At 68.6% G+C, this 21,698-nt stretch carries 23 protein-coding genes; 18 read left to right on the forward strand and 5 right to left on the reverse strand.

Annotated elements, in window-relative coordinates; translation table 11 throughout:
- The first annotated feature begins 26 nt into the window (after positions 1-26).
- The 12 genes from WC597_RS01435 to WC597_RS01490 are packed head-to-tail and all read left to right on the forward strand — an operon-like array spanning position 27 to position 9,939.
- Positions 27-1,607, forward strand: a complete 1,581-nt coding sequence (locus tag WC597_RS01435; protein WP_372691423.1) for a helicase HerA-like domain-containing protein — start codon at positions 27-29, stop codon at positions 1,605-1,607.
- A gap of 50 nt (positions 1,608-1,657) precedes the next feature.
- The gene (locus WC597_RS01440; RefSeq protein WP_372691424.1) at positions 1,658-2,218 is read left to right on the forward strand and encodes a NifU family protein; all 561 of its coding nucleotides are present in this window, start codon (positions 1,658-1,660) and stop codon (positions 2,216-2,218) included.
- A 56-nt stretch (positions 2,219-2,274) separates the two neighbouring features.
- Positions 2,275-2,856 carry a helix-turn-helix domain-containing protein gene (locus tag WC597_RS01445; RefSeq protein ID WP_372691425.1) on the forward strand — a complete coding sequence of 194 codons (582 nt, stop codon included), beginning with the start codon at positions 2,275-2,277 and terminating at the stop codon, positions 2,854-2,856.
- Positions 2,857-2,901: 45 nt separating this feature from the next.
- Positions 2,902-3,309 carry a helix-turn-helix domain-containing protein gene (locus WC597_RS01450; RefSeq protein WP_372691426.1) on the forward strand — a complete coding sequence of 136 codons (408 nt, stop codon included), beginning with the start codon at positions 2,902-2,904 and terminating at the stop codon, positions 3,307-3,309.
- Between the two features lie 10 nt (positions 3,310-3,319).
- A complete protein-coding gene (tsaB, locus tag WC597_RS01455; protein ID WP_372691427.1) occupies positions 3,320-4,000 on the forward strand; it encodes a tRNA (adenosine(37)-N6)-threonylcarbamoyltransferase complex dimerization subunit type 1 TsaB in 681 nt (226 codons plus the stop codon).
- Positions 3,997-4,440, forward strand: a complete 444-nt coding sequence (locus tag WC597_RS01460; protein WP_372691428.1) for a GNAT family N-acetyltransferase — start codon at positions 3,997-3,999, stop codon at positions 4,438-4,440. Before tsaB ends, WC597_RS01460 begins: the two co-directional genes overlap by 4 nt.
- Positions 4,441-4,467: 27 nt before the next feature.
- Entirely contained in the window at positions 4,468-4,953 is a 486-nt protein-coding gene (locus WC597_RS01465; protein ID WP_159847368.1) for a Fur family transcriptional regulator, read from the forward strand.
- A 44-nt stretch (positions 4,954-4,997) separates the two neighbouring features.
- Positions 4,998-6,440 (forward strand): tRNA (N6-isopentenyl adenosine(37)-C2)-methylthiotransferase MiaB, encoded by a 1,443-nt coding sequence (gene miaB / locus WC597_RS01470; RefSeq protein WP_372691429.1) that lies wholly within the window; start codon positions 4,998-5,000, stop codon positions 6,438-6,440.
- Positions 6,440-7,426: a PhoH family protein gene (locus WC597_RS01475; RefSeq protein WP_372691430.1), complete on the forward strand. Its 987-nt coding sequence runs from the start codon at positions 6,440-6,442 to the stop codon at positions 7,424-7,426. The genes miaB and WC597_RS01475 overlap by 1 nt, the downstream gene beginning before the upstream one ends.
- Positions 7,423-7,869 (forward strand): rRNA maturation RNase YbeY, encoded by a 447-nt coding sequence (ybeY, locus tag WC597_RS01480; RefSeq protein ID WP_372691431.1) that lies wholly within the window; start codon positions 7,423-7,425, stop codon positions 7,867-7,869. Before WC597_RS01475 ends, ybeY begins: the two co-directional genes overlap by 4 nt.
- Before the next feature lie 51 nt (positions 7,870-7,920).
- Positions 7,921-9,510 (forward strand): apolipoprotein N-acyltransferase, encoded by a 1,590-nt coding sequence (gene lnt / locus WC597_RS01485; RefSeq protein WP_372691451.1) that lies wholly within the window; start codon positions 7,921-7,923, stop codon positions 9,508-9,510.
- A gap of 18 nt (positions 9,511-9,528) precedes the next feature.
- Complete coding sequence (locus WC597_RS01490) at positions 9,529-9,939, forward strand: helix-turn-helix domain-containing protein (protein ID WP_372691432.1); 411 nt, start codon at positions 9,529-9,531, stop codon at positions 9,937-9,939.
- A 3-nt stretch (positions 9,940-9,942) separates the two neighbouring features.
- Here WC597_RS01490 and greA read toward each other — a convergent pair whose 3' ends face one another.
- Complete coding sequence (gene greA, locus WC597_RS01495; RefSeq protein WP_372691433.1) at positions 9,943-10,422, reverse strand: transcription elongation factor GreA; 480 nt, start codon at positions 10,420-10,422, stop codon at positions 9,943-9,945.
- Positions 10,423-10,486: 64 nt separating this feature from the next.
- Here greA and WC597_RS01500 point away from each other — a divergent pair, with 64 nt between their 5' ends.
- The 3 genes from WC597_RS01500 (at position 10,487) to WC597_RS01510 (ending at position 14,374) form a co-directional block, all read left to right on the forward strand.
- The gene (locus WC597_RS01500) at positions 10,487-11,716 is read left to right on the forward strand and encodes an NAD(P)/FAD-dependent oxidoreductase (RefSeq protein ID WP_372691434.1); all 1,230 of its coding nucleotides are present in this window, start codon (positions 10,487-10,489) and stop codon (positions 11,714-11,716) included.
- A 37-nt stretch (positions 11,717-11,753) separates the two neighbouring features.
- On the forward strand, positions 11,754-13,400 hold the full coding sequence (locus WC597_RS01505) for a M28 family metallopeptidase (RefSeq protein WP_372691435.1): 1,647 nt from the start codon (positions 11,754-11,756) through the stop codon (positions 13,398-13,400).
- Between the two features lie 62 nt (positions 13,401-13,462).
- Positions 13,463-14,374 carry a lysostaphin resistance A-like protein gene (locus WC597_RS01510; protein ID WP_372691436.1) on the forward strand — a complete coding sequence of 304 codons (912 nt, stop codon included), beginning with the start codon at positions 13,463-13,465 and terminating at the stop codon, positions 14,372-14,374.
- Positions 14,375-14,385: 11 nt separating this feature from the next.
- On the opposite strand, the gene WC597_RS01515 is transcribed toward WC597_RS01510, so the two are convergent.
- Positions 14,386-16,707: an ATP-binding protein gene (locus tag WC597_RS01515; RefSeq protein WP_372691437.1), complete on the reverse strand. Its 2,322-nt coding sequence runs from the start codon at positions 16,705-16,707 to the stop codon at positions 14,386-14,388.
- Positions 16,708-16,837: 130 nt separating this feature from the next.
- Here WC597_RS01515 and WC597_RS01520 point away from each other — a divergent pair, with 130 nt between their 5' ends.
- A complete protein-coding gene (locus tag WC597_RS01520) occupies positions 16,838-17,251 on the forward strand; it encodes a metallopeptidase family protein (RefSeq protein WP_372691438.1) in 414 nt (137 codons plus the stop codon).
- Between the two features lie 3 nt (positions 17,252-17,254).
- Here the strand turns inward: WC597_RS01520 and WC597_RS01525 are convergent, their stop codons facing one another.
- Positions 17,255-17,950, reverse strand: coding sequence for a MarC family protein (locus WC597_RS01525; RefSeq protein ID WP_135194479.1), 696 nt, complete (start codon positions 17,948-17,950; stop codon positions 17,255-17,257).
- A gap of 85 nt (positions 17,951-18,035) precedes the next feature.
- Here WC597_RS01525 and pyrF point away from each other — a divergent pair, with 85 nt between their 5' ends.
- A complete protein-coding gene (gene pyrF, locus WC597_RS01530) occupies positions 18,036-18,767 on the forward strand; it encodes an orotidine-5'-phosphate decarboxylase (RefSeq protein ID WP_372691439.1) in 732 nt (243 codons plus the stop codon).
- Positions 18,768-18,815: 48 nt separating this feature from the next.
- Here pyrF and WC597_RS01535 read toward each other — a convergent pair whose 3' ends face one another.
- The gene (locus tag WC597_RS01535) at positions 18,816-20,009 is read right to left on the reverse strand and encodes a hypothetical protein (RefSeq protein WP_372691440.1); all 1,194 of its coding nucleotides are present in this window, start codon (positions 20,007-20,009) and stop codon (positions 18,816-18,818) included.
- A gap of 98 nt (positions 20,010-20,107) precedes the next feature.
- Entirely contained in the window at positions 20,108-20,365 is a 258-nt protein-coding gene (locus tag WC597_RS01540) for a DUF1674 domain-containing protein (RefSeq protein WP_372691441.1), read from the reverse strand.
- A 96-nt stretch (positions 20,366-20,461) separates the two neighbouring features.
- Between WC597_RS01540 and htpX the strand changes: the two genes are divergently transcribed.
- Positions 20,462-21,436, forward strand: coding sequence for a zinc metalloprotease HtpX (gene htpX, locus WC597_RS01545; protein ID WP_372691442.1), 975 nt, complete (start codon positions 20,462-20,464; stop codon positions 21,434-21,436).
- Positions 21,437-21,698 lie beyond the last annotated feature (262 nt).

Here is a 21,698-nt window from a genome sequence, read left to right on the forward strand (position 1 = left end):
TCTTCGAGACGCCATCGGAGATCCTCATGCCCGACGCCCTGCCCGGCCTGTTCCTCGGCCAGTCCGACGCCGACCAGCCGGAAAGCCTGTTGTTCAACCGCGCCAACCGCCACGGCGTCGTCGCCGGCGCGACCGGAACGGGCAAGACGGTCACACTTCAGATCATGGCCCAAGGGTTCTCCGACGCCGGGGTGCCGGTCTTCTGCGCCGACGTGAAGGGCGACCTGTCGGGCATTTCGCAGGTGGGAACCCCGAACGAGAAACTGATCGCCCGCGCGACCGAGATGGGACTGACCCTGACGCCGCGCGCCGCGCCGACGGTCTTCTGGGATCTGTATGGCCAGAAGGGCCATCCGATCCGCACCACCGTGTCCGAGATCGGCCCGGTGCTGATGGCGCGGATGCTGAACCTGAATGACGTGCAGGAAGGCGTGCTGACCGTCGTCTTCCACGTCGCCGACAAGGAGGGCCTGCTGCTGCTGGACCTCGACGATCTGCGCAGCCTTCTGGTCTATGTCGGCGAGAACGCCGAGCGGATCGGACGCGAGGTCGGCAATGTCGCCCCCGCCTCCATCGCCGCCATCCAGCGCTCGCTGCTGCAGGTCGAGCAACAGGGCGGCGACGCCTTCTTCGGCGAACCGGCCTTGAAGCTGGAAGACATGATCCGCGTCGGTCTGGACGGACGGGGCCAGGTCAATGTGCTGGATTCGACCCGGCTGATGAACAGTCCGCGCCTGTATGCGGCTTTCCTGCTATGGTTGCTGTCGGAACTGTTCGAGCAACTTCCAGAGGTGGGCGACCCGGAAAAGCCGCGCCTGGTCTTCTTCTTCGACGAGGCCCACCTGCTGTTCAACGACGCCCCGCGCGCCCTGCTGGAAAAGGTCGAACAGGTGGTGCGGTTGATCCGGTCCAAGGGGGTCGGCGTCTATTTCGTCACCCAGAACCCGGCCGATATTCCCGACAGCGTCCTGGCCCAGTTGGGCAACCGCATCCAGCACGCCCTGCGCGCCTATACGCCGTCGGAACAGAAGGGACTGAAGGCCGCTTCGCAAAGTTTCCGCGCCAACGCCGCCTTCGACACGGCCGAGGCCATTCAGGGTCTGGGCGTGGGCGAGGCCCTGGTTTCGGTGCTGGACGAGAAGGGCGCGCCCACCATCGTGGCTCGCACCAAGATCCGCCCGCCGGCGTCACGCCTGGGTCCGGCGACCGACGCCGAGCGCGCGGCGATCATGGCTGCCAGTCCCGTGCGCGGCCTCTACGATCAGGTTCTGAACCGCGAATCCGCCGCCGAAATCCTGGCCAACCGCCACGGCGCCGCCGATCAGGCAGCGGCTCAGGCGAAGGCCCAGGTCGAGGCCGACAAGGCCGCTCAGGTTCAGGCCAGGGCCGATGAGAAGGCGGCCCAGGCTCAGGCCCAAGCTCAGGCTCAGGCTAAGGCGCAGGCTCAGGCCGATGCGCGGGCCGCGCGCGCGACAGCGACCCCGGCCCGTCGGTCCACGCGTGAAACACCGATCGAGGCCATGACCAAGTCGGTCCTTCGCACCGCCGGATCGACCCTGACCCGCGAACTGATGCGCGGCCTGCTGGGCGGGTTGAAGCGGCGCTAGGTTCCGCGCGGGGTCTTGCAACGGGGCGGGGGCGAGCGCATCTCCCGCCCATGTTCATCCAGACCGAACCCACGCCCAATCCGAACGTGCTGAAGTTCCTGCCCGGCCGCGACGTGTCGCCGGCCGCCGCGCTGGAGTACCGCAACATCGATGAGGCGACGGCCTCTCCTCTGGCAGAGGCCCTGTTCGAGGTCGAAGGCGTCGACGGCGTCTTCTTCGGCGCCGACTATGTGTCGGTCACCCGCCAACCCCAGGGGCCGGAATGGTCGGAGATGAAGGCGCCGATCCTGGGCGTCGTCATGGATCATTTCGTCTCGGGCCAGCCGCTGACGCGCGGCGCGAGCGTCGAGGCCGACGGTCATGCCGAGGACGACAGCGAGATCGTCGCCGAGATCAAGGCACTGCTGGACAGCCGCATCCGCCCGGCCGTGGCCCAGGACGGCGGCGACATCCTGTTTGATTCCTTCGATGAATCGACAGGCGTTCTGAACCTGCGGATGCGCGGCGCCTGCGCCGGCTGCCCGTCTTCATCGGCCACGCTGAAGGCCGGCGTCGAGCAGATGATGCGCCACTATGTGCCGGAAGTGACGCGGGTCGAGCAGACCCTCTGATCGACCGGACGGTTTTCGTCCTCGCCAGACACGTTGCCGGGCGCCATCTTGAGTTGATGCCCCGCTTCGTTCCCGACCCTGAAGTTCTCCGCCTCGGCGAAGCCCTCGCCGCCCTGCGCCGCGAGCGCGGCCTGTCGCAGGCCGAGGCGGGCGCGCGACTGAACATGACCAGCCAGGGTTGGGGCCTGTATGAGGCCGGTCGCCGTCCCGGCCTGTTTCGACCCGATGTCCAACGCCGCCTGACCGGCGCTCTGGACTCCAGCCCCGAAGCCCTTGCCCTGCTGCTATCCGACGAGGCCGATCGACCGACAGCGGTCGATCCGAACGGCGTCGAAAACAGCGGACGCCCCTTCGACGGGCTATCGCGCGCACCGAACCGTATTGAAGTTCGTGACGACCACCTGTCACCTTGGGCCGAACCCGGCGTCGTTCTGGAGTTCGAACCGGGGATGCAGCCGCGCCAGGGGCAGGGCTGCGTGATAGAGATGGCCGATGGGACGATGCGTGTGCGGCTATTCGAGCGGACGGATGCTCAAGAGATGCACGTGCGCGGCGCCGGAAAGCTCGATCAAGCCGAGATCATCGACCGTCACCTCATCGTGCGAACATCGGCGGTCGTCGCCCGACTGGAGCGATGAAACGAAAACGTTGCATTCTCGGTAAGGTTGTGAAATCGTCTTTCTATGGAAAAGACGGATAGCGTTTCTCGCAAGAAGGCCCGCGCCGTGGAGCCTCTGGATGCTCTGGTCGGGAGGCGCATTGCGTCGCGGCGAACGGCCTTGGGTCTATCGCAGACGGCGCTGGGCGCGATGGTCGGCGTCAGTTGTCAGCAGCTTCAAAAATACGAGGGTGGGCGCAATCGCATTTCTGCGGCGCGCCTGCATCGGCTGGCTCTGGCCTTGGGCCTGCCCGTCGAGGCCTTCTTTCCGGATCGTCCTGAACCGGCCGAAAGCGCCGAACTAATCATGATCCGATCCCTGGCCGTAACGGCTGAGGGACGGGCGATGGCCGACGGGTTTTCCCGCATCGACGACCGCGCCGTGCGGCAAGCCTTGACGCGACTGGTGGAGGTTCTCGCCAGAGCGGCCTAGAAGGCCGCTCATGAGACTTCTGGTGATCGATACGGCGCTGGGCGCCTGCACGGCGGCGGTGTTCGAGGACGACCGCCCTCTGGCCGTGCGGTTCGAGCCGATGACCAAGGGACATCAGGAGCGGCTGGGCGGTCTGGTTCGCGATGCGATGGCCGAGGCGGGCGGCGGTTTCGATAGTCTGGACCGGATCGGCGTGACCGTCGGACCGGGATCGTTCACCGGACTTCGCGTCGGTCTGGCCTTCGCCCAGGGACTGGGCGCGGCGCTGGATCGGCCGGTTGTAGGTCTATCCGCCCTGGACGCCCTCGCGGCCTCCTCGGATGCCGTTACGGGGCCGGTCGCCGCCTTGATCGACGCCAGACGCGGTCAGGTTTACGCGCGGCTGTTCGCCAATGGCGAGCCTCTCGGACCCGACAAAGCCCTGTCGCTAGGCGACGCGGCGGGCCGGATCGCCGATCTTGGCCCCGACATCGCCCTCGTGGGCAACGGCGCTGCGGTTCTGGTTGAGGCCCATCCCAATCTGAAGTTCGCAAGCCGGGACGACCGCGTCGCGCCGTCGCCAGAGGCGCTGGCCCGGCTGAGCGCCGCCGCCGATCCGGCGGTTCACCTGCCGCGCCCGCTCTACCTGCGCGCACCCGACGCGACCCCGCCCAGCCGCCTGCCAGGCCAGCCGCGCCAACCGGCGTCATGACCGCTCCCGATCCGCACACTCTCGCCGCCCTTCATGCCGAGGCGTTCGCGGCGCCATGGAGCGGGATCGAGTTTGCGGACCTTCTGTCCCATACCGGGGTCTTCGTCGTCGCGGAACCCGACGGCTTCATCCTGATTCGCGTCGTGCAGGACGAGGCCGAAATCCTGACCTTGGCGGTGCGTCCGTCTGCGCGCCGAACAGGGCTGGGCCGTCGCCTGGTCGAACTCGGCGCCGTCACGGCGGCGCGGGCGGGGGCATCGCGATTGTTCCTGGAAGTCTCCGAGGACAACCTCGCCGCCCGCGCCCTGTACGACCGCTCTGGATTTACCCAGATCGGCAGTCGAAAGGCCTATTACGCCGCCGCCGACGGGTCTCGGACGGATGCATTGGTGATGAGCCGCGATCTCTGTGTGGATCAGGCCAACGTGCCGCTTCCCTGATGCGATCCGAGCCCCTATTCTAGGGTCATGGACCGGATCGAAAAACTCTGCGCCGACCGCGGCATGCGTATGACCGAACAGCGTCGGGTGATCGCCCGCGTGCTGTCGAACGCCGAAGACCACCCCGATGTCGAGGAGCTGTACCGTCGCGCCTCGGCCATCGACCCGCACATCTCCATCGCCACCGTCTATCGCACCGTGCGCCTGTTCGAAGAGGCGGGCGTGGTCGAGAAGCATGACTTCGGCGACGGCCGCAGCCGCTATGAAGAGGCGGGCGACGATCACCACGACCACCTGATCGACACCAAGTCGGGCGAGGTGATCGAGTTCTTCGACGCCGAGATCGAGCGGTTGAAGTCCGAGATCGCGGAACGGCTGGGCTTCCAGCTGATCGGCCACAAGCTGGAGCTTTACGGCGTGGCGATCGAGGGCGCCGAGCCGTCCAAACGCGAAGGCCTGATCTTCACCCGCCACGCCGCGCGGGTCGATCCCGCCGACGTGGATGCCGGCTGAACGCCCGTCTTGTCGGGGCGCGTGCGGGCGATCATAAGCCCGCAATGACTGAGACCCTGGTTCCAACGGCAGAAGCGATGGCGGCGCCCGAAAAGCGCCTGTTCATCAAGACCTACGGCTGTCAGATGAACGTCTATGACTCGGAGCGCATGGCCGATGTGCTGCGCCCGCTGGGCTACGCGACGACCGACGATGTTAAGGCCGCCGACTTCGTCATCCTGAACACCTGCCACATCCGCGAGAAGGCGGCCGAGAAGATCTATTCCGAGCTCGGCAAGCTGCGCGAGATGCGCGACGTCCGGCGCGAAACGGGTGGCGACCTGACCATCGCCGTCGCCGGCTGCGTCGCCCAGGCGGAGGGCGAGGAGATCATGCGCCGCCAGCCGGCGGTCGATATCGTCGTCGGCCCCCAGGCCTATCACCAGCTGCCCGAACTTCTGACCCGCACGGCGCGGGCGCGGGGCGAGCGGATCGGCGCCGACTTCGCCCCCGACGACAAGTTCGACGCCCTGCCCGCCGCCCGCTTCACCGAGGGACCGACCGCCTTCCTGACGGTGCAGGAGGGATGCGACAAGTTCTGCACCTTCTGCGTCGTGCCCTATACGCGCGGCGCCGAATGGTCGCGTCCGATGACCTCGGTGCTGGAGGAGGCGCGCCAACTGGCCGGACGCGGCGTGCGCGAGGTCACGCTTTTGGGCCAGAACGTCAACGCCTATGACGGCGAACGGCCGGACGGGAAGAAGGCGACCCTGGCGGAACTCGCCTATGCCCTGGCCGATATTCCTGGCCTGGACCGGATCCGCTATACGACCAGCCATCCCAACGACATGGCCGACGAACTGATCGCCGCGCACGGCGAGCTGGACGCCCTGATGCCCTATCTGCACCTGCCGGTTCAGGCGGGGTCTGACCGCATCCTGCGGGCGATGAACCGCAAACACGGCCGCCAGAAGTATTTCGACCTGATCGACCGCATCCGCGCCGCGCGGCCCGACATCGCCATCGCGGGCGACTTCATCGTCGGCTTCCCCGGCGAGACGGACAAGGAGTTCGAGGACACCTTGGATCTGGTGCGGCGTGTGAACTACGCGGGGGCCTTCGCCTTCGCCTATTCGCCGCGTCCGGGCACTCCCGCCGCCGGCATGGGCAAACAGGTCGAGCCGGAAGTCGCCAAGGAGCGGCTGCATCGTCTGATCGCCCTGCTGACCGAACAGCAAACCGCCTTCAATGAACTTCAGACGGGCCGGATCTTGAATGTGCTGTTCGACAAGCCCGGCCGACACGGCCACCGTCGCCAAGCGATAGGTCGATCCCCATATCTGCAATCGGTCCATGTCGACGACGCGGATCATCTGATCGGACAGATCGTTCCGGTCGAGATCGTTGCGGGCCAGCAAAACAGTCTGTCGGGCCGGCTCATAGCAGACGGGCTCAAGCAGCCGAGCCCCGCGGGCTCGGCGCTAGCCCAAAAAGAAAAGGCTGCTTGATGGCACGTGAGTCCGAATTCGTTCCTTTGAATGACGCCGAACTGCGTGCGGTCGTCGGGCCGAACAGCCGTCACGTCGCCCTGATCGAGGACGCCTTCAAGGTGCTGGTCGAGGCGCCGGGCGGCGGGGTCTCCGTCAACGGCGGCACGCGCGACCGCACCGACGCGCGCCAGGTCATCGAGGACCTGGCCAAGCGTGCGGCCCTGGGCGCCGAAGTCACCGAGGCGGATGTGCGCGCGGCCCTGGGTCAGGCGCGGGGCGGCAAGGGCACGCCGGGCATGGCGGCGGCGGGCGTGTCGCTTCCGGGCGGCAAGCGCGGCTCCATCGTGCCCAAGACCAAGGCGCAGGCCGCCTATCTGGACATGCTGGGCCGATGCGAACTGTCGTTTGGCGTCGGCCCGGCCGGCACCGGCAAGACCTTCCTGGCGGCGGCATATGGCGCGTCGCTGTTGCGGCGGGGGCAGGTGGACCGTCTGGTCATCACCCGCCCGGCGGTCGAGGCGGGCGAGAAGCTGGGTTTCCTGCCCGGCGATCTGAACGAGAAGGTCGATCCCTATCTGGCCCCGATCTGGGAGGCGCTGAACGACATCCTGGGGCCTGAGGACGTGCAGCGTCGCCGCGACAAGGGCGAGATCGAAGCCGCCCCCATCGCCTTCATGCGCGGCCGCACCCTCAGCCACGCCTTCGTCATCGTCGACGAGGCCCAGAACACCTCGCGCCTGCAGATGAAGATGGTGCTGACGCGCCTGGGCGAGGGCGCGCGGATGGTGGTCACGGGCGACCCGTCGCAGATCGACCTGCTGAACCCGCGCGACTCCGGCCTGGCCCACGCCCTGCGGATCCTCGACGGGGTCAAGGGCGTCGGCATCCTGAAGTTCGAAGCCTCGGACGTGGTGCGCCACGCCATGGTCGAGCGGATCGTGCGCGCCTATGACGCCGATGCTGAAAAGGGCCGCCCGGCCCCGGTTGCCGAAGACCCCGCATGATCGAGATTGAAGTCGAGGCCGAGGCCTGGACCGGCGCCCTGCCGGAAACGGAAGCCGTCGTGGAACGGGCGGCGCTCGCTGCGCTGGGGAAGGTCGAGGGCGACATCGTCGTCCTGCTGACCGACGACGAAAGCGTGCGCGAGCTGAACGCCCGGTTTCGCGACAAGGACAGGCCGACCAATGTCCTGTCGTTTCCCGCGCCGGAAAACGCCGCGCCGCATCTGGGCGACATCGTCCTGGCCTACGGCGTCTGCGCAACCGAGGCCGAGGCGCAGGGCAAGACCCTGGCCGATCATCTGAGCCATCTGGTCGTCCACGGCGTGCTGCATCTGCTGGGCCGCGACCACGAGGACGACGCCGAGGCCGAAGAGATGGAGGCCGAGGAGCGCGAGATCCTGGCCCAGATCGGCGTCGCCGACCCCTATTTAGCCGAGCAGGACTGACCGATGTTTCCCGACGCCCTGCTGGACCGTTTCGCCGCCCCGATCCGCGCCATGCCCGACAAGAAACGCGCCCTGACCTGGCGGCTGATCCGCATCGCCCTGGCGCTGCTGGCCGGGGCCGGGACCGCTTTTGCGCATCCACCGTTCGGCGTGTTGATCGGCTTGTTGGGTTATCCGCTGCTGATGATCCTGTCGGAGCGTTCGGACACAGTGCGCGGCGCCTTCTGGATGGGGTGGCTGGCCGGCTTCGCCTATTTCTTCATCGGCTGCTGGTGGGTGGCCGAGGCCTTTTTCGTCAATCCCGAACAGGCGTGGATGGCGCCCTTCGCCGCCAGCCTGCTGCCCGCCGGCCTGGGCCTGTTCTGGGGAACGGCGACGGCGCTATATCGCCGCTGGGCGCGGCTGGGCGCGGTGCGGGTGCTGTTGTTCGCGGCCCTGTTCTGCGCCGCCGAATGGCTGCGGGGCCATGTGCTGACCGGCTTTCCGTGGAACCCGGCCGGAGCGACCTGGCGCGCGGGCGGCGGCATGTCCCAGTTCGCCTCGGTGGTCGGCGTCTATGGACTGAGCCTGGTCACGGTCGCGGCGACCGCTGCCTTCGCGCCGCTGATCGGACCCGGCGCCAAGCGCAGCCGCCTGATCTCCGCCGGCCTGGGGGCGCTGGCCCTGATCGCCGTCGGGACGTTCGGCGCCGTCAGGCTGGCGCAGGCCGACCTGCAGTTCACCGACACCGTCGTGCGTCTGGTCCAGGCCGATGTGAAGCAGGAGACCAAATGGTCGCCCGACGCCTATCGCTCCATCGTCGATCGGTATGTCGCCCTGACGGGTCAGGCGGCGGCACGCACGCCCAATGTCGTGGTCTGGCCCGAGGGCGCCCTGCCCGCCTCGGCCAACGACGTCTTCGCCTCGCCGGACGCCCAGGCCATCGCCGGCGCCTTGCGGCCCGGACAGACCCTGCTGATGGGGCTGGCGCGCGGCGAGCCGGACCTGACCGCGCCGGAGGGCGGTCGTTACTACAACAGCCTGTTCGCCCTGGCCGACGAAGGCGGGGCGGGCCTGAGGGTCGCGGCCGTCTATGACAAGCACCGGCTGGTGCCGTTCGGCGAATATCTGCCGCTGAGCGGGATCATGACCAAGGTCGGCCTGCGCAGCCTGGTGCATATGCCCAGCGACTTCTCCGCCGGACCGACGCCGGCGCCGATCCAGGTTCCGGGCGCGCCGCCGGCCCAGGTGCTGATCTGCTACGAGAGCCTCTTCCCCGGCTTCACCCCCGGCGCGGCGGGGCGGCCGGCGTGGATCGTCAACGCCTCCAACGACGCCTGGTTCGGCGCGACCTCGGGTCCGCGCCAGCATCTGAACCTGGCCAGCTATCGCGCCATCGAGACCGGCCTGCCCATCGCGCGTGCCACGCCGACAGGGATTTCGGCCATGATCGACCCCTGGGGTCGCATCGTGGACGGCCAGCGGCTGGACCCCGGCGTCATGGGCGTGATCGACGCGCCGTTGCCGCGCCCGACCGGGATCACGCCCTATGGTCGGTTCGGCGATTTCCTGTTCTTTTTCCCGACCCTAACAGCATTCATCCTGTCCTTGTGGCCTTTGATCCGGCGATCTAGGGTCCGTGCGAATCGGGCAGCGATCTGAGCAAAGAGGGGGGATGGCATGGCGCGTGACAAGGACGAGGATCCGCATCCCGTCGATCGCCATGTCGGCCGTCGCGTTCAGGAAAAGCGGCTGGACCTGGGCCTGACCCAGACCGCCCTGGCCAAGGCCGTCGGCGTCAGCTTCCAGCAGGTGCAGAAGTACGAGAAGGGCACCAACCGCGTCTCGGCCTCGAAACTGTTCGAGATGGCCGATTTCATGAAGGTGGATATCCCCTTCTTCTTCAACGGCTACGCCAACGCCCAGCCCGGCATGGCGGAAGAGGTGGCCCCCGCCTTCGACCACGAGCACAAGCCGACCAGGAACAGCGTCGAGATCACCCGCCTTGCGCCGCGCCTGCCGCCGCGCAAGCAGAAGCTGATCCTGGACATGATGCGTGAGATGCTGGGCGACGAAGAGCCCCAGCCGTAAGGTCTAGCCGACCGCCACGATCTCCGCCGACTGACCCGCCACGATCACCTCGGCGCCGACCCGCTTGCCTACGACGGCGCGGGCCAGGGGCGAGACATGGCTGACGGATCCGGCCGCCGGATCGGCCTCGTCCTCGCCCACAATACGCCAGGTCTGGGCACGGCCGTCCTCGCGCTCAATGGAGACCGACCCGCCGAACCGCACGGCCCCCTCGTCCTCGGTCGGCTCGACCAACTGGGCCGAGGCGCGACGGGCGGACCAGTAGCGCAGATCGCGCGTCGCGCGCGCCATCGCCGTGCGGTCGCTCTCGATGGACCCCTTTACCTGGGCGGCGGTATAGGCGGCGCGCGCCGAGGCCAGTTCGGCCTCGATCATCGCCAGGCCTTGCGGCGTGACCAGATTGGGGTGGGGCGAGATCGGGCGGTCCGCCAGATCGGCGGCGGTGGCCTCAAGATCTTCTTCGCGGGTGAATGCAACGCTCATGGTACGGAACATAGCGATGCGGCTGCCTATAGCCAGCGCCGCCGCAAGCGCGCAAAGCGACGCCATGCAACAGTCCCCCCGCCTGACGCCCTCCCGACATGTCCATGTGATCGGCGCCGGTCCCGCCGGACTGATGGCCGCTGAACGGCTGGCGCAGGCGGGAGCGACAGTGATCGTTCATGAACGGATGCCCTCGGTCGCCCGCAAGCTGTTGATGGCGGGGCGAGGCGGGCTGAACCTGACCCATTCGGAACCGCTGGACCGGTTCACCACCCGCTATGGCCTCGCTCAGCCGACTGCCGCCGCCTGGATCGACCGATTTCCCCCCGCCGACTTGACCGCCTGGGTCGAGGCCCTGGGGCAGGAGACCTTCGTCGGGTCCAGCGGCCGGGTGTTTCCCAAGGCGATGAAAGCCTCGCCCCTCGTCCGGGCCTGGCTGGCGCGGCTGAGCGAACTGAACGTCGAGATCCGCACCCGCTCGCGCTGGACCGGGTGGCGCGACGGCGCGCTGGCGTTCGAGACACCGGACGGCGAGCGGCTTGAGAGACCGGACGCCGTGGTTCTGGCCCTGGGCGGCGCCAGCTGGCCGCGTCTGGGTTCGGATGGGGCCTGGGCGCCGTGGCTCGAAGCGGCCGGCGCATCCGTTACGCCGTTCCGACCCGCCAATGTCGGTTTCGACGTCGCCTGGTCCCCCCTGTTCCGTGACCGCTTCGCCGGCCAGCCGCTGAAGGGCGTCGCCGTCACCCATGGCGACCGGACGGCGCGCGGGGAGGCGATGATCGCCCGCTACGGCATCGAAGGCGGCGCGATCTATGCGCTGTCCGCCGCGCTGAGGACGACGGTCGAGACGGACGGCCGCGCCGATATCCAGATCGACCTGAAGCCGGACGTGGCGGTCGGCAAGCTGACCGACCGGCTGTCGAAGCCGCGCGGCAAGGCCAGCCTGTCGAACCATCTGCGCAAGGTGGTGGGGCTGGATCCGGCCGCCGTCGCCCTGCTCTACGAAGCCGGCCCCCTGCCCGCCTCGCCTCGCGCCCTGGCGGAACGGATCAAGGCCATGCCGCTGACCCTGACGGGCGTTCAGGGGTTGGAGCGAGCCATTTCCTCGGCCGGCGGTGTGGCGCTGGACGGCCTGGACGAACGGCTGATGCTGGTTGCGCGACCGGGCGTCTTCGCCGCCGGAGAGATGCTGGACTGGGAGGCGCCGACCGGCGGCTATCTGCTTCAGGCCAGCTTCGCCTCTGGCTTGGTCGCGGCGTCCGGCGTCATCGACTGGCTCGACAGCCGGGACTGAGGAAGGCAGGGTCGCCCGGTTCGATCAGGAGTTCCCGATGCGCCGCACCCTTCCCGCCGTTTCCGCCCTGGCTATGATGATGGCCTGTTCCTCCGCCCTGGCGCAGGAGGGCGCGCCAAACATCGACGCCGCACGGATGAACGAATCGGTGCGGGTTTTGGCATCGGATGAGTTCGAAGGCCGCGCCCCCGCCTCGCCAGGCGAGGAAAAGACCGTCGCCTGGCTGGTCGAACAATTCCGCGCTGCCGGCGCCCAGGGCGGCGGACCGGACGGCGCCTTCGTCCAGGTCGCCCATCTGTCGCGCACCCGACAGAACGGTCCTGCGACCGTGGCCGCGACCGTCGGCGGCAGGGCGATCAGCCTGGAGCGCGGTCCCGACGTGCTGGTGTCCAGCGACCGTCCGACCGACCATATCACCGTGACCGACGCCCCCGTGGTCTTCGTCGGCTATGGCGCGACCGCGCCGGAACGCCAGTGGGACGACTTCAAGGACGTGGACGTGCGCGGCAAGGTCATCGTCGTCCTGGTCAACGATCCCGATTTCCAGGCCCCCGAGGGCGATCCCGTCGCCGGCAAGTTCGACGGCGCCGCCATGACCTTCTATGGCCGCTGGACCTACAAGTTCCAGGAGGCAGGCCGTCGCGGCGCCGCGGGCGTGCTGGTGGTGCATGAGACGGCGGGCGCCGGCTACGGCTGGTCCACGCTGCAGAACTCGTCGGCCGCGCCCAAGTTCGACATCGTGCGCGCCGATCCCGACGCCGAGCGCGCGCCCTTCCAGGGCTGGATCCAGCGCGCCAGGGCCGAAGAACTGTTCACCGCAGCCGGCCTGGACTTCGCCGCCCTGAAGGACAGCGCTCGCCGCGCCGACTTCAAGCCTGTCGTGCTGCCGGGCCTGACCATGAGCGTGGACTTCGGCCAGATCGCCGACAAGGTGGAGACCAAGAACGTCATCGCCCGGATTCCCGGCGCCGAACGTCCGAACGAGACCGTCATGTACGGCGCCCACTGGGACGGCTACGGCGTCGGCACGCCGAACGCTCAGGGCGACAAGATCTATAACGCCGCCGTGGACAATGCGACCGGGGTCGCCGCCCTGCTGGAACTGGCCCACGCCTTCTCCGACGGTCCGCGTCCGAAACGGTCGGTCGTCTTCGCCGCCTGGTCGGGCGAGGAGGCTGGGCTTCTCGGCTCGACCTATTACGCCGCCAATCCGGTCTGGCCGCTGGAAACCACGGTCGCCAACATCAACGTCGACAGCCTGCTGCCCGGAACCCAGATCGACCCGAACGTCGTCGTCATCGGCAAGGGCAAGAACCAACTGGACGACGTTCTGGCGCGCCACGCGACCCAGGCCGGCCGCACCCTGATCGCCGATCCGGCGCCCCAGGCCGGCGCCTTCTATCGCTCCGACCACTTCCCCCTGGCCCTGAAGGGCGTGCCGGCCCTGTTCCCGGCGGCTGGCTTCACCGGCGCCAGCGCCGCCAGCCGCGACTACGTCCAGAACCGCTATCATCAGCCCACGGACGAATGGGATGCGACCTGGAAAATGGATGCCGCAGCGGCGGATGTGGCGCTGATCTACGCTGTCGGCCGTGAGCTGGCGGACAGCGACCAATGGCCGGAATGGAACCCAGGCGCCGAGTTCGGTCCCTCGCGCGATACGTCGAAAGCTTCGCGGCGCTAGGCTGACGATTGCGTCGTCTCCCCGGCGCAGCCTAAGCTTCGCCTTTGGGTTGGGAACGCGGAATGACGATCGACATGAAGGCCTGGGTCCATCCGGTGGACCTGGGCGAGCGGCGTTTCCTGCATCCGGGGCCGCTGCGGTGGTTGCGGGCCGTAGGCTGGGCCGTGGCCCTGTTCTTCCTGGTGGTGCTGGTTTCCCTTCCGACGATCCAGGTGCTGGGCGATTTTCTGCCGAACACGGGGCCGGCGCAGCTGGCGGCCAATGTCGTTGGGGCCGTCGTCGGCCTGGGCTTCTATGCTCTGGCGGTCTGGCTGGCCGAAGGCCGCAGACCGTCGGAGATCGCCCTGCGGCCGCTCCTACCTCAGCTTCTTGTCGGCCTGCTGATCGGCGCCCTGATGTTCGCCGCCGTCATGGCCATAATGGCGGTGTTCGGCCTTTATGAGATCCGCGCTCTGGGCGTCGCCCCGGCCTGGGCCGCCGCCGGCGGGGCCATCCAGTCGGGGGTGGTCGAGGAGATCATGCTGCGCGCCGTCCTGCTGCGCCTGATCTGGCGGGCGTTCGGTCCGTGGATCGCCTTCGCCGCCTCCGCCGCCCTGTTCGGCTTCGGCCATATCACCAATCCCAATGCGACCGTGTTCGCGGCCATCTGCATCGCGCTGGAGGCCGGAATCATGCTGGCCGCCTTCTATGCCCTGACGGGACGCATCTGGGTCTCGATCGGGGTTCATGCCGCCTGGAATTTCACGCAGGGCTATCTGTTCGGCGCGGCGGTCAGCGGCGGCGACTTCGGACCCGCCATCGCCAGCAGCACGGCGCGGCCGGGCTTTCCAGAATGGCTGACCGGCGGCGCTTTCGGACCCGAGGCGTCCTTGCCGGCCCTGGTCGTCTGTATGGCCGTGGGGGTTCTGGCGACCTGGATGGCTTGGCGCGCCGGTCAGTTCGCCACCCGTCCGGCGCGCGTCGAAAAGACCTAGATCGAGAGGCGCTAGAGTTCCAGCTGAAGCTCGGGCGCGGCGGCGGTGGTCGCGGCGCCCAGCGGCAGGTGCAGGATGAAGGCCGCGCCCTTGCCGGGCTCGCTTTCCACCTCGGCCCAGCCGCCGTGCAGTTCGACCAGGGCCTTGACCAGGGCCAAGCCCACGCCGGGGCCGCCGCGCTCGCGACGCACGAAGCGGTCGAAGACGTGGGCCTGCAGATGATAGGGGATGCCGCGCCCGGTGTCGGACACGGTCAGGCGGATTTCGGACGGGCCGGTCTCGGCCTTCAGCTCCACGACCCCGCCGTCTGACACGGCGCGGGCGGCGTTTTCCAGCAGATGATCCAAAGCCTGGCCAATGCGGTGCTCGTCGGCGCGGATCGGCTTGAGGTCGATGGGACAGGAGAGGATCAGAGTCGCGCCGCGTCCCTCGACCCGCGCACGAACCTTCTCTGCCGCCTGGTTCAGCAGGTCGCTGACGCGCATGTCGCCCAGCGACAGCTCCATCTCGCCGGCGTCGATCTGGGCCATGTCCAGCACGTCGTCGATGGAGCGGGCCAGTTGGCTGGCGGCGATGCGGATGGCGCCGGCGTGCTGGCGACTGCGCTCGGGCAGGTCACCCATGGTCTCCAGCAGTTCGGAATAGCCGACGATGGTCGTCAGGGGCGTGCGCAGCTCATAGGAGACGCTGCCCACGAACTCGCGTTTCAGCGCCTGGCTCTCGGCCAGGGCCTGTTCGCGCTGGACCAGGGCCTGTTCCAGCCCGCGTCGGGCAGTGACGTCCGAGAAGGCGACCAGGGTCGCGCCATCCGGCAGCGGCCGGGTCTGCCAGGCGGCGACGCGGCCATCGACGGTTCGGCCCTCGCCTGAAATCGCGACACGGCTTTCGGGATCGGGATCGGCGACCCGCGCCTTCAGCCCCAGCCACAGGGCCGGATCGGGCAGCACCGCCTTGCACAGTTCTGCCAGGGCGTCGAAATCCGACGCCGCCGCGATCCGATCGACCGACAGGTTCCAGAAGGTCTCGAACGCCTCGTTGTGCAGCCTGAGCCGCCCGTCCGAACCGAACACGGCCACCGCGTCGTTCAGCTTGTCCAGGGTCGCGCGCTGGACCTGGATCTGGGCGTTGAACCGGCTGCGCAGCTTCAGCTCGTCGGTGATGTCCGAGAAGATCAGCAATATGCCGCCCAGCGGGTGCGGCTGGCGCACCACGCGCAGGGTGCGACCGTCCGGCAGGGACCAGCTGTCGTCGGGCGAGGCCTCCGACGCGCCATAGAACTCAAGCTCGCGCGCCTTCCAGCCGGCATAGTCCACGACTTCGGGCAGGCTGCGACGCTGGCGCAGTCGGTCCAGCAGTTCGGCATGGGTCGGGCGTTCGTCCAGCCAGGCGGCGTCGATGTCGAACAGGGTCTGGAAGGCGGTGTTGTGGAAGGCCAGGCGCTTTTGCGGGCCGAAGATGGCGACAGCGTCAGCCAGGTGGTTCAGCGTCTCGTCATGGGCGTCGACGTGGCGGCGCAGGGTGTCGCGCGTCTCTTCCGCCTCGGTCACCTCGATGGCGAAGGCGGTGACGGCGCCGCCGCCCGCCGGTTCGGCGATGATGCGCCAGGCGCGGCGCGCGCCCCCGCCAGTCGTCCAGCGGAAGCCTTCCTGGCGCACGCCCAGGCGCGCGGCCTCGGCGACCAGGGCGTCCGCCCCCCGGTCGAACGACAGGCCTTCCTCGATGGCGGCGTCGATGGTTTCGGCGTTGATCTCGGCCAGCCAGGCGCGGTTGGCCCAGGCCAGTTTGCCGGTCCCGTCCACGACCCAGGTCGGCATGGGCGAGGCGTCGCCCAGCATGGCCAGGCCGCTTTCGGTCGCATCGGCGCCGGTCAAAGTGAAGCGCGACGCGGGCGACAGCCGCAGCCAGGCCGAACCGCCGGCGACCCGCCCCTCGATCCGCCACGGCTCGACGTCGTCCAACGCGACCAGACCCTCGAACGCCTGGCCCGCCTGCACCAGGGCCTCGATCAGTGCGTCGTGGGTGATCTTGAGCTTGGCCAGGACCGCGGCGCCGACCTCGTCGCTGTCGCCCGCCAGGCGCGCGATCAGTTCGGCCGAGCCGATGGGCGCGCCGGCCGCCTGACCGTCCGGCGTCAGGGCCAGGCTGACATCGTCGAAGGCGCGCAGCATGGCGTCGTGGCGGCTGAGGTCCGCCAGGGCCTCGACCCGCTCGCGCTCGGCCTGAACGGCCGTCTCGTTCAGCCGTCCGCGCAGCAGCAAGGCCCAGGCGCTGACGGCCATGGCCAGTCCGGCTGCGCCCGCTGTGGCGACATAGGCGATGTCGGCCTCGGCCATTCGTGTCCCTGGAGAAAGGTCTGCGCCCCGATTCGGTAACCATACCCCAAGCGCGCGAAAAAGCGGCAGTCTCGTGATCGCGTCATCGCGCCCCGTTGCGCCGCCCCCTCGGGACCGCGATATCGCAGTCATGACCGACGCGCGCCCCCCTTCGTTTCTGGCCCCCTCCCTCGACGACTTCGCCAGGCTGGCGCAAGAGGCGTTCGACGCCCTGCCGGGGCCGTTCAGACAGGCGGCGGGCGAGGTGGTTATCCGCATCGATGACTTCGCCGACGAGGCGACGCTGGCGGAGATGGAGATCGAGGATCCGTTCGAGCTGACGGGCCTGTATCACGGCGTGGACATCGGTCGGCGCGACAGTCTGGGGCCGGCGGCCGAGCCGTCGCGAGTCTTCCTCTATCGCCGCCCGATCCTGGACGAATGGTGCGAGCGCGGCGACGTGGGGATCGCCGAACTGATCGCCCACGTCCTGATCCACGAGATCGGCCACCACCTGGGCCTGACCGACGACGACATCCACGCCATCGAGGACGACGAGGACTGAAGCCTACTTCGCTGCGGGATAGGGCGTGGTCACCGCGCCGGAGATCATGCCGGGGATGGCCTCGCCCAGGCCCAGCAGGATGAACTGGATCGCCAGGGCGCACAGGATTAGGCCCAGCACGCGCACGATGATGGCCATGCCGACCTCGCCCAGCAGGCGGCTGAGCGACCCGGTCAGGGCGAAACAGACGAAGGAGACCGCGCAGGCGGCCGTGATGGCGGCCAGCGACCCCATGGTCCCGGCATAGCCCAGCTTTGCCGCCTCGCCCGCCTGGATGATGACGGCCGAAATGGCGCCGGGGCCGATCATCAGCGGAATGGCGAAGGGCACGACCAGGCGCTGGAAGCGCCGGCGGGCATAGCCGCGCACGTCCTTGGTGTCGGCGAGCGCGTCCTTGTCGGCGAACATGGCCAGGAAGTCGCCGCGCGCCATATCGAGCCCCAGGAACAGCAGCAGAATGCCCCCCGCGATGCGGAACGCCGCCAACGAAATGCCGAAGAACTGCAGCAGGCCCAGGCCCGTGAACAGGAAGAAGGCCAGGAAGACGGCGGCGAAGGCGCAGATCAGGGCCGAGACCGAAATCCGCTGGCGCAGCGTCGCCCCGGCCGTGGCGGCGGCGAAGATCGGCAGATTGCCGATCGGGTCCAGCAGGGCGAACAGGGTCACGAACAGGTTGACACCCAAATCGACTGCGTTCATCGCCTGCCCTCGCCCTCAATCAGTCACGCCGCATGCCGACGCGCCCCCACAGGTCCCGGCATAGCCGCTAAGCGCGAGTCCGTCGATGACCCAGACCCATACCGCATCGCCCAATCGCCTGCCTGACGAACGGATCATCTGCGCCCTGGACGTGCCGACGACGGCCGAGGCCGCCGCCCTGGTCGCGCGGATCGGGGATGCGGTCGGCTTCTACAAGATCGGGCTTCAGCTTTTCGCGGTCGGCGGCATGGATTTGGCGCGCGAGCTGAAGGCGCAAGGGCGCAAGATCTTCCTCGATTGGAAGCTCCACGACATCGGCGCGACGGTGGAGAAGGCGACGGCCAACCTGGCGAGCGCCGACTGCGACCTGCTGACCGTCCATGCGCGGCCGCAGGTGATGGCGGCGGCGGCGCGCGGTGCGGCGGGGTCGACTATGAAAGTGCTGGGCGTCACGGTCCTGACCAGTCTGACGGCCGAGGATCTGTCCGCCGACGACCACAGCCTGTCGCCGGCCGACCTGGTCGAGCGACGCGTGCGTCAGGCGCTGGACGCCGGCATCGACGGCGTCGTCTCCAGCCCGCACGAGGCGGCGCGTGCGCGGGCTTTTGCCATTGAGGCGGGACGGCCGGACTTCCTGATCGTCACGCCGGGCGTGCGGCCGGTCGGCGCGGCGCTGGACGACCAGGCGCGGGCGGCGACCCCGCAGGCGGCGCTTGAAGCCGGCGCCACCCATCTGGTCATCGGCCGGCCGATCACGGCCTCGGCCGATCCTCTTGCGGCGGCGCAAGAGATCGCACAGCAGATCGCCCTGATCTGAGACAGACCAGGGCGACCTTTCGTCTTCGGTTGTCCTGCCGCGAGGCGATCAGCCCCGCTCGCCCGGCTCCTGGGCATAGCCGTGGCGGGGCGGCGCGTGGGGCGCGGGCGCTTCGGGCGGCGGCAGATCGCCATAGTAGCCCGAAGGCGGCGGCGGCGGAGGGGGCGGCGGCATGGTGTTCACCTCCGGCGGGGCCACATAGATCTGGGCCGGGGCGACGTTGACCGGTGCGGACTGCACATAGACGGGCGACTGATCGACATAGACCGGGCCGCCGGTCTCGATCTGCGGCGGGGCCATATTGACCTGGCCTGGGGCGACCTGGATGCGTTGCGGGCCGATGTTGACCGGGGCCGACTGCACATAGACCGGGGCCTGATCGTAATAGACCGGACCGCCCGTCTCGATCTGCGGCGGGGCCAGGTTCACCTGCGACGCGGCGACCTGAACACGCTGAGGCCCGATGTTGACCGGCGGCGCCTGCACATAGATGGGCGGTTGCTCGATATAGGTGGGCGGTCCCATCTCGATCTGGGGCGGCGCGAAGTTCACTTGCGACGGGGCGACATAGATGCGTTGCGGCGCGACCTGCACCGGCGGCGCCTGGACATAGACCGGGGGCTGCTCGACGTAGCGTTGTTCGTAACGCTGCTCATAGCGCTGTTCGTAGCGCACCGGCGGACGTGCGGGCGGGCGGCAGTTGCAGTCGGCAGGGCGGCCCTGCTGATACGGACGCCAGCCGATATAGTCGCGACCGAAGCCATAGACGGGATAGCCGACCGGGGCGCTGACCGGGGGACGGCCGACCAGGACCGAGGTCGTGCTCACGCCGCCGCCGCCGTATCCACCGCCGTAATATCCGTCTGAATAGCCGCCGCCGCCGACGTAGGTCGTGCCGCCGCCGACATAGCCGCGCTGGAAGCTGGACGAGCTGGAATAGGATCGGGCGTTGATCGCCGAATAGCTGGACGCGCCCGCATAGGCGTTCGCGCTCGCATTGGTGTAGGCCCCGCCGTTCACGTTCACATTGGCGTTGTGGTTGGCGTTGTAGTTGCCGCCGCCGTAATGGCCGCCACCGCCTTGGTAGCCGCCGCCACCGCATCCGCCGCCGCAGCCGCCGGATTGACCGCCATGGCCGCCGCCATAGCCGCCGCCGTGGCCTCCAGGCCCTCCGGCGAGAGCGGGCGCTGCCGAGAGCAGCAGAGCCGCCGATGCGGCGGTAAGTATCGACTGTATCGTCACGGGACAGACTCCTCTGAGTTGTCCCTGCACTGGCAAATCCGGCGCCTGTTTCTTAAGCCGTCGTTAACCCTTCCCCCCACCCCGACAGGGCCAGAGGGTCAGAAATCGACCGCCAGCCCCTTCTTTTCCCAATCGCCGAAACGGGTCGGTTCGGGACCGGACGGGCCGCCGTATTCCGTGTCCGCCTGAATCGACGGCTCCGCCGCGCGACGATCGGCCGCCTCCTGCAAGGCCCGGCGCGCGGCCTCGCTGACCGGCCGCTCCGGCGTGGCGTTGGGCACGTCGGCGTTGAAGACGGGGGTCGCCGGAGCCGTTTCGGCGTCGTTGTCCGGGCCGGGGGTGGGATGTTCGGTCACAGGGCGGCTCCCTTGAGGCTTGATGCGCCTTCTCTCAAATAGAGGATCAAACTCGTGACGCCAGACAGAACGGCCGGATCGAGTGACGGAACCGCGATGAACCATCTGAAGACCTTCATCCTGCTGGCCGCGCTGACCGCCATTTTCATGGGCCTCGGCTATCGGATCGGCGGCGCGACCGGCATGGCCATCGCCCTGCTGCTCGCGGGCGGGATGAACCTGTTCAGCTACTGGAACGCCGACAAGATCGTGCTGAAGATGTACCGGGCCCAGCCGGTCGACGAGCAGCATCCCAACGCCGTGGTCAGGAACTATGTCGCCGACGTGCGCCAGATGGCCCGCGACGCCGGCCTGCCCCAGCCCCAGGTCGCCATCATTCCCAACGACCAGCCCAACGCCTTCGCCACGGGTCGGAATCCCGAGAACGCCGCCGTGTGCGCCACCACCGGCCTGCTGGACATGCTGACGCGCGAGGAGGTGCGCGGGGTGATGGCGCACGAGCTGGCCCATGTGAAGAACCGCGACACCCTGATCATGACGGTGACGGCGACCATCGCCGGCGCCATCGCCGCCCTGGCCAACTTCGCCCTGTTCTTCGGCGGGGGTCAGGATCGCGAACGGCCGGGCGGCATCATCGGCGCCCTGGCCCTGATGCTGCTGGCGCCCATGGCGGCCGGTCTGGTGCAGATGGCGATCAGCCGGGGCCGCGAATACGAGGCCGACCGCGTCGGCGCCGAAATCGCCGGCGACCCCCAGGCCCTGGCCTCGGCCCTGCAGAAGATCGACGCCTACGCCAAGCGGATCACCAATCAGACGGCCGAGCGCAATCCGGCCTCGGGCCAGATGTTCATCATCAATCCGCTGGCGGGACGCGGAGCCGACAATCTGTTCTCGACCCATCCGGCGACGGTCAACCGCGTCAAGGCGCTGATGGAGCTGGGCGCCAAGATGGGAATGCAGCCGCGCCCGCGAACGCCGGACCTGACCCAACCTCGCCCCGCCGCCGGCTTTGCCGCCTCGACCACCGGCGTGCCTGCCACGCCGACCGAACCGCGCGGACCCTGGGGCTGATCGTCGCGGCCTGAATACGGTTTGCGGTTTGCACTCCGTAGGCGGATCGCCTCAGATGCGCCCCTGTTCAGCTCAGGGGAATCCATGTCGCGTCTGCTCGCCTTCGTCTCCGCCGCCGCTCTTCTCGCCACGCCGGTCGCCGCCCAGTCGGTGGACCGCGTCGCCGTCAACGGCATCATCGACCAGGGGCTGAACCACAGCCAGGTGATGCAGACCGCCGCCTATCTGACCGACCGGATCGGCGGGCGGATGACCAACTCGC

Origin of the sequence: Brevundimonas sp., from assembly GCF_041648115.1 — a bacterium.
Taxonomy (GTDB): Bacteria; Pseudomonadota; Alphaproteobacteria; order Caulobacterales; family Caulobacteraceae; genus Brevundimonas.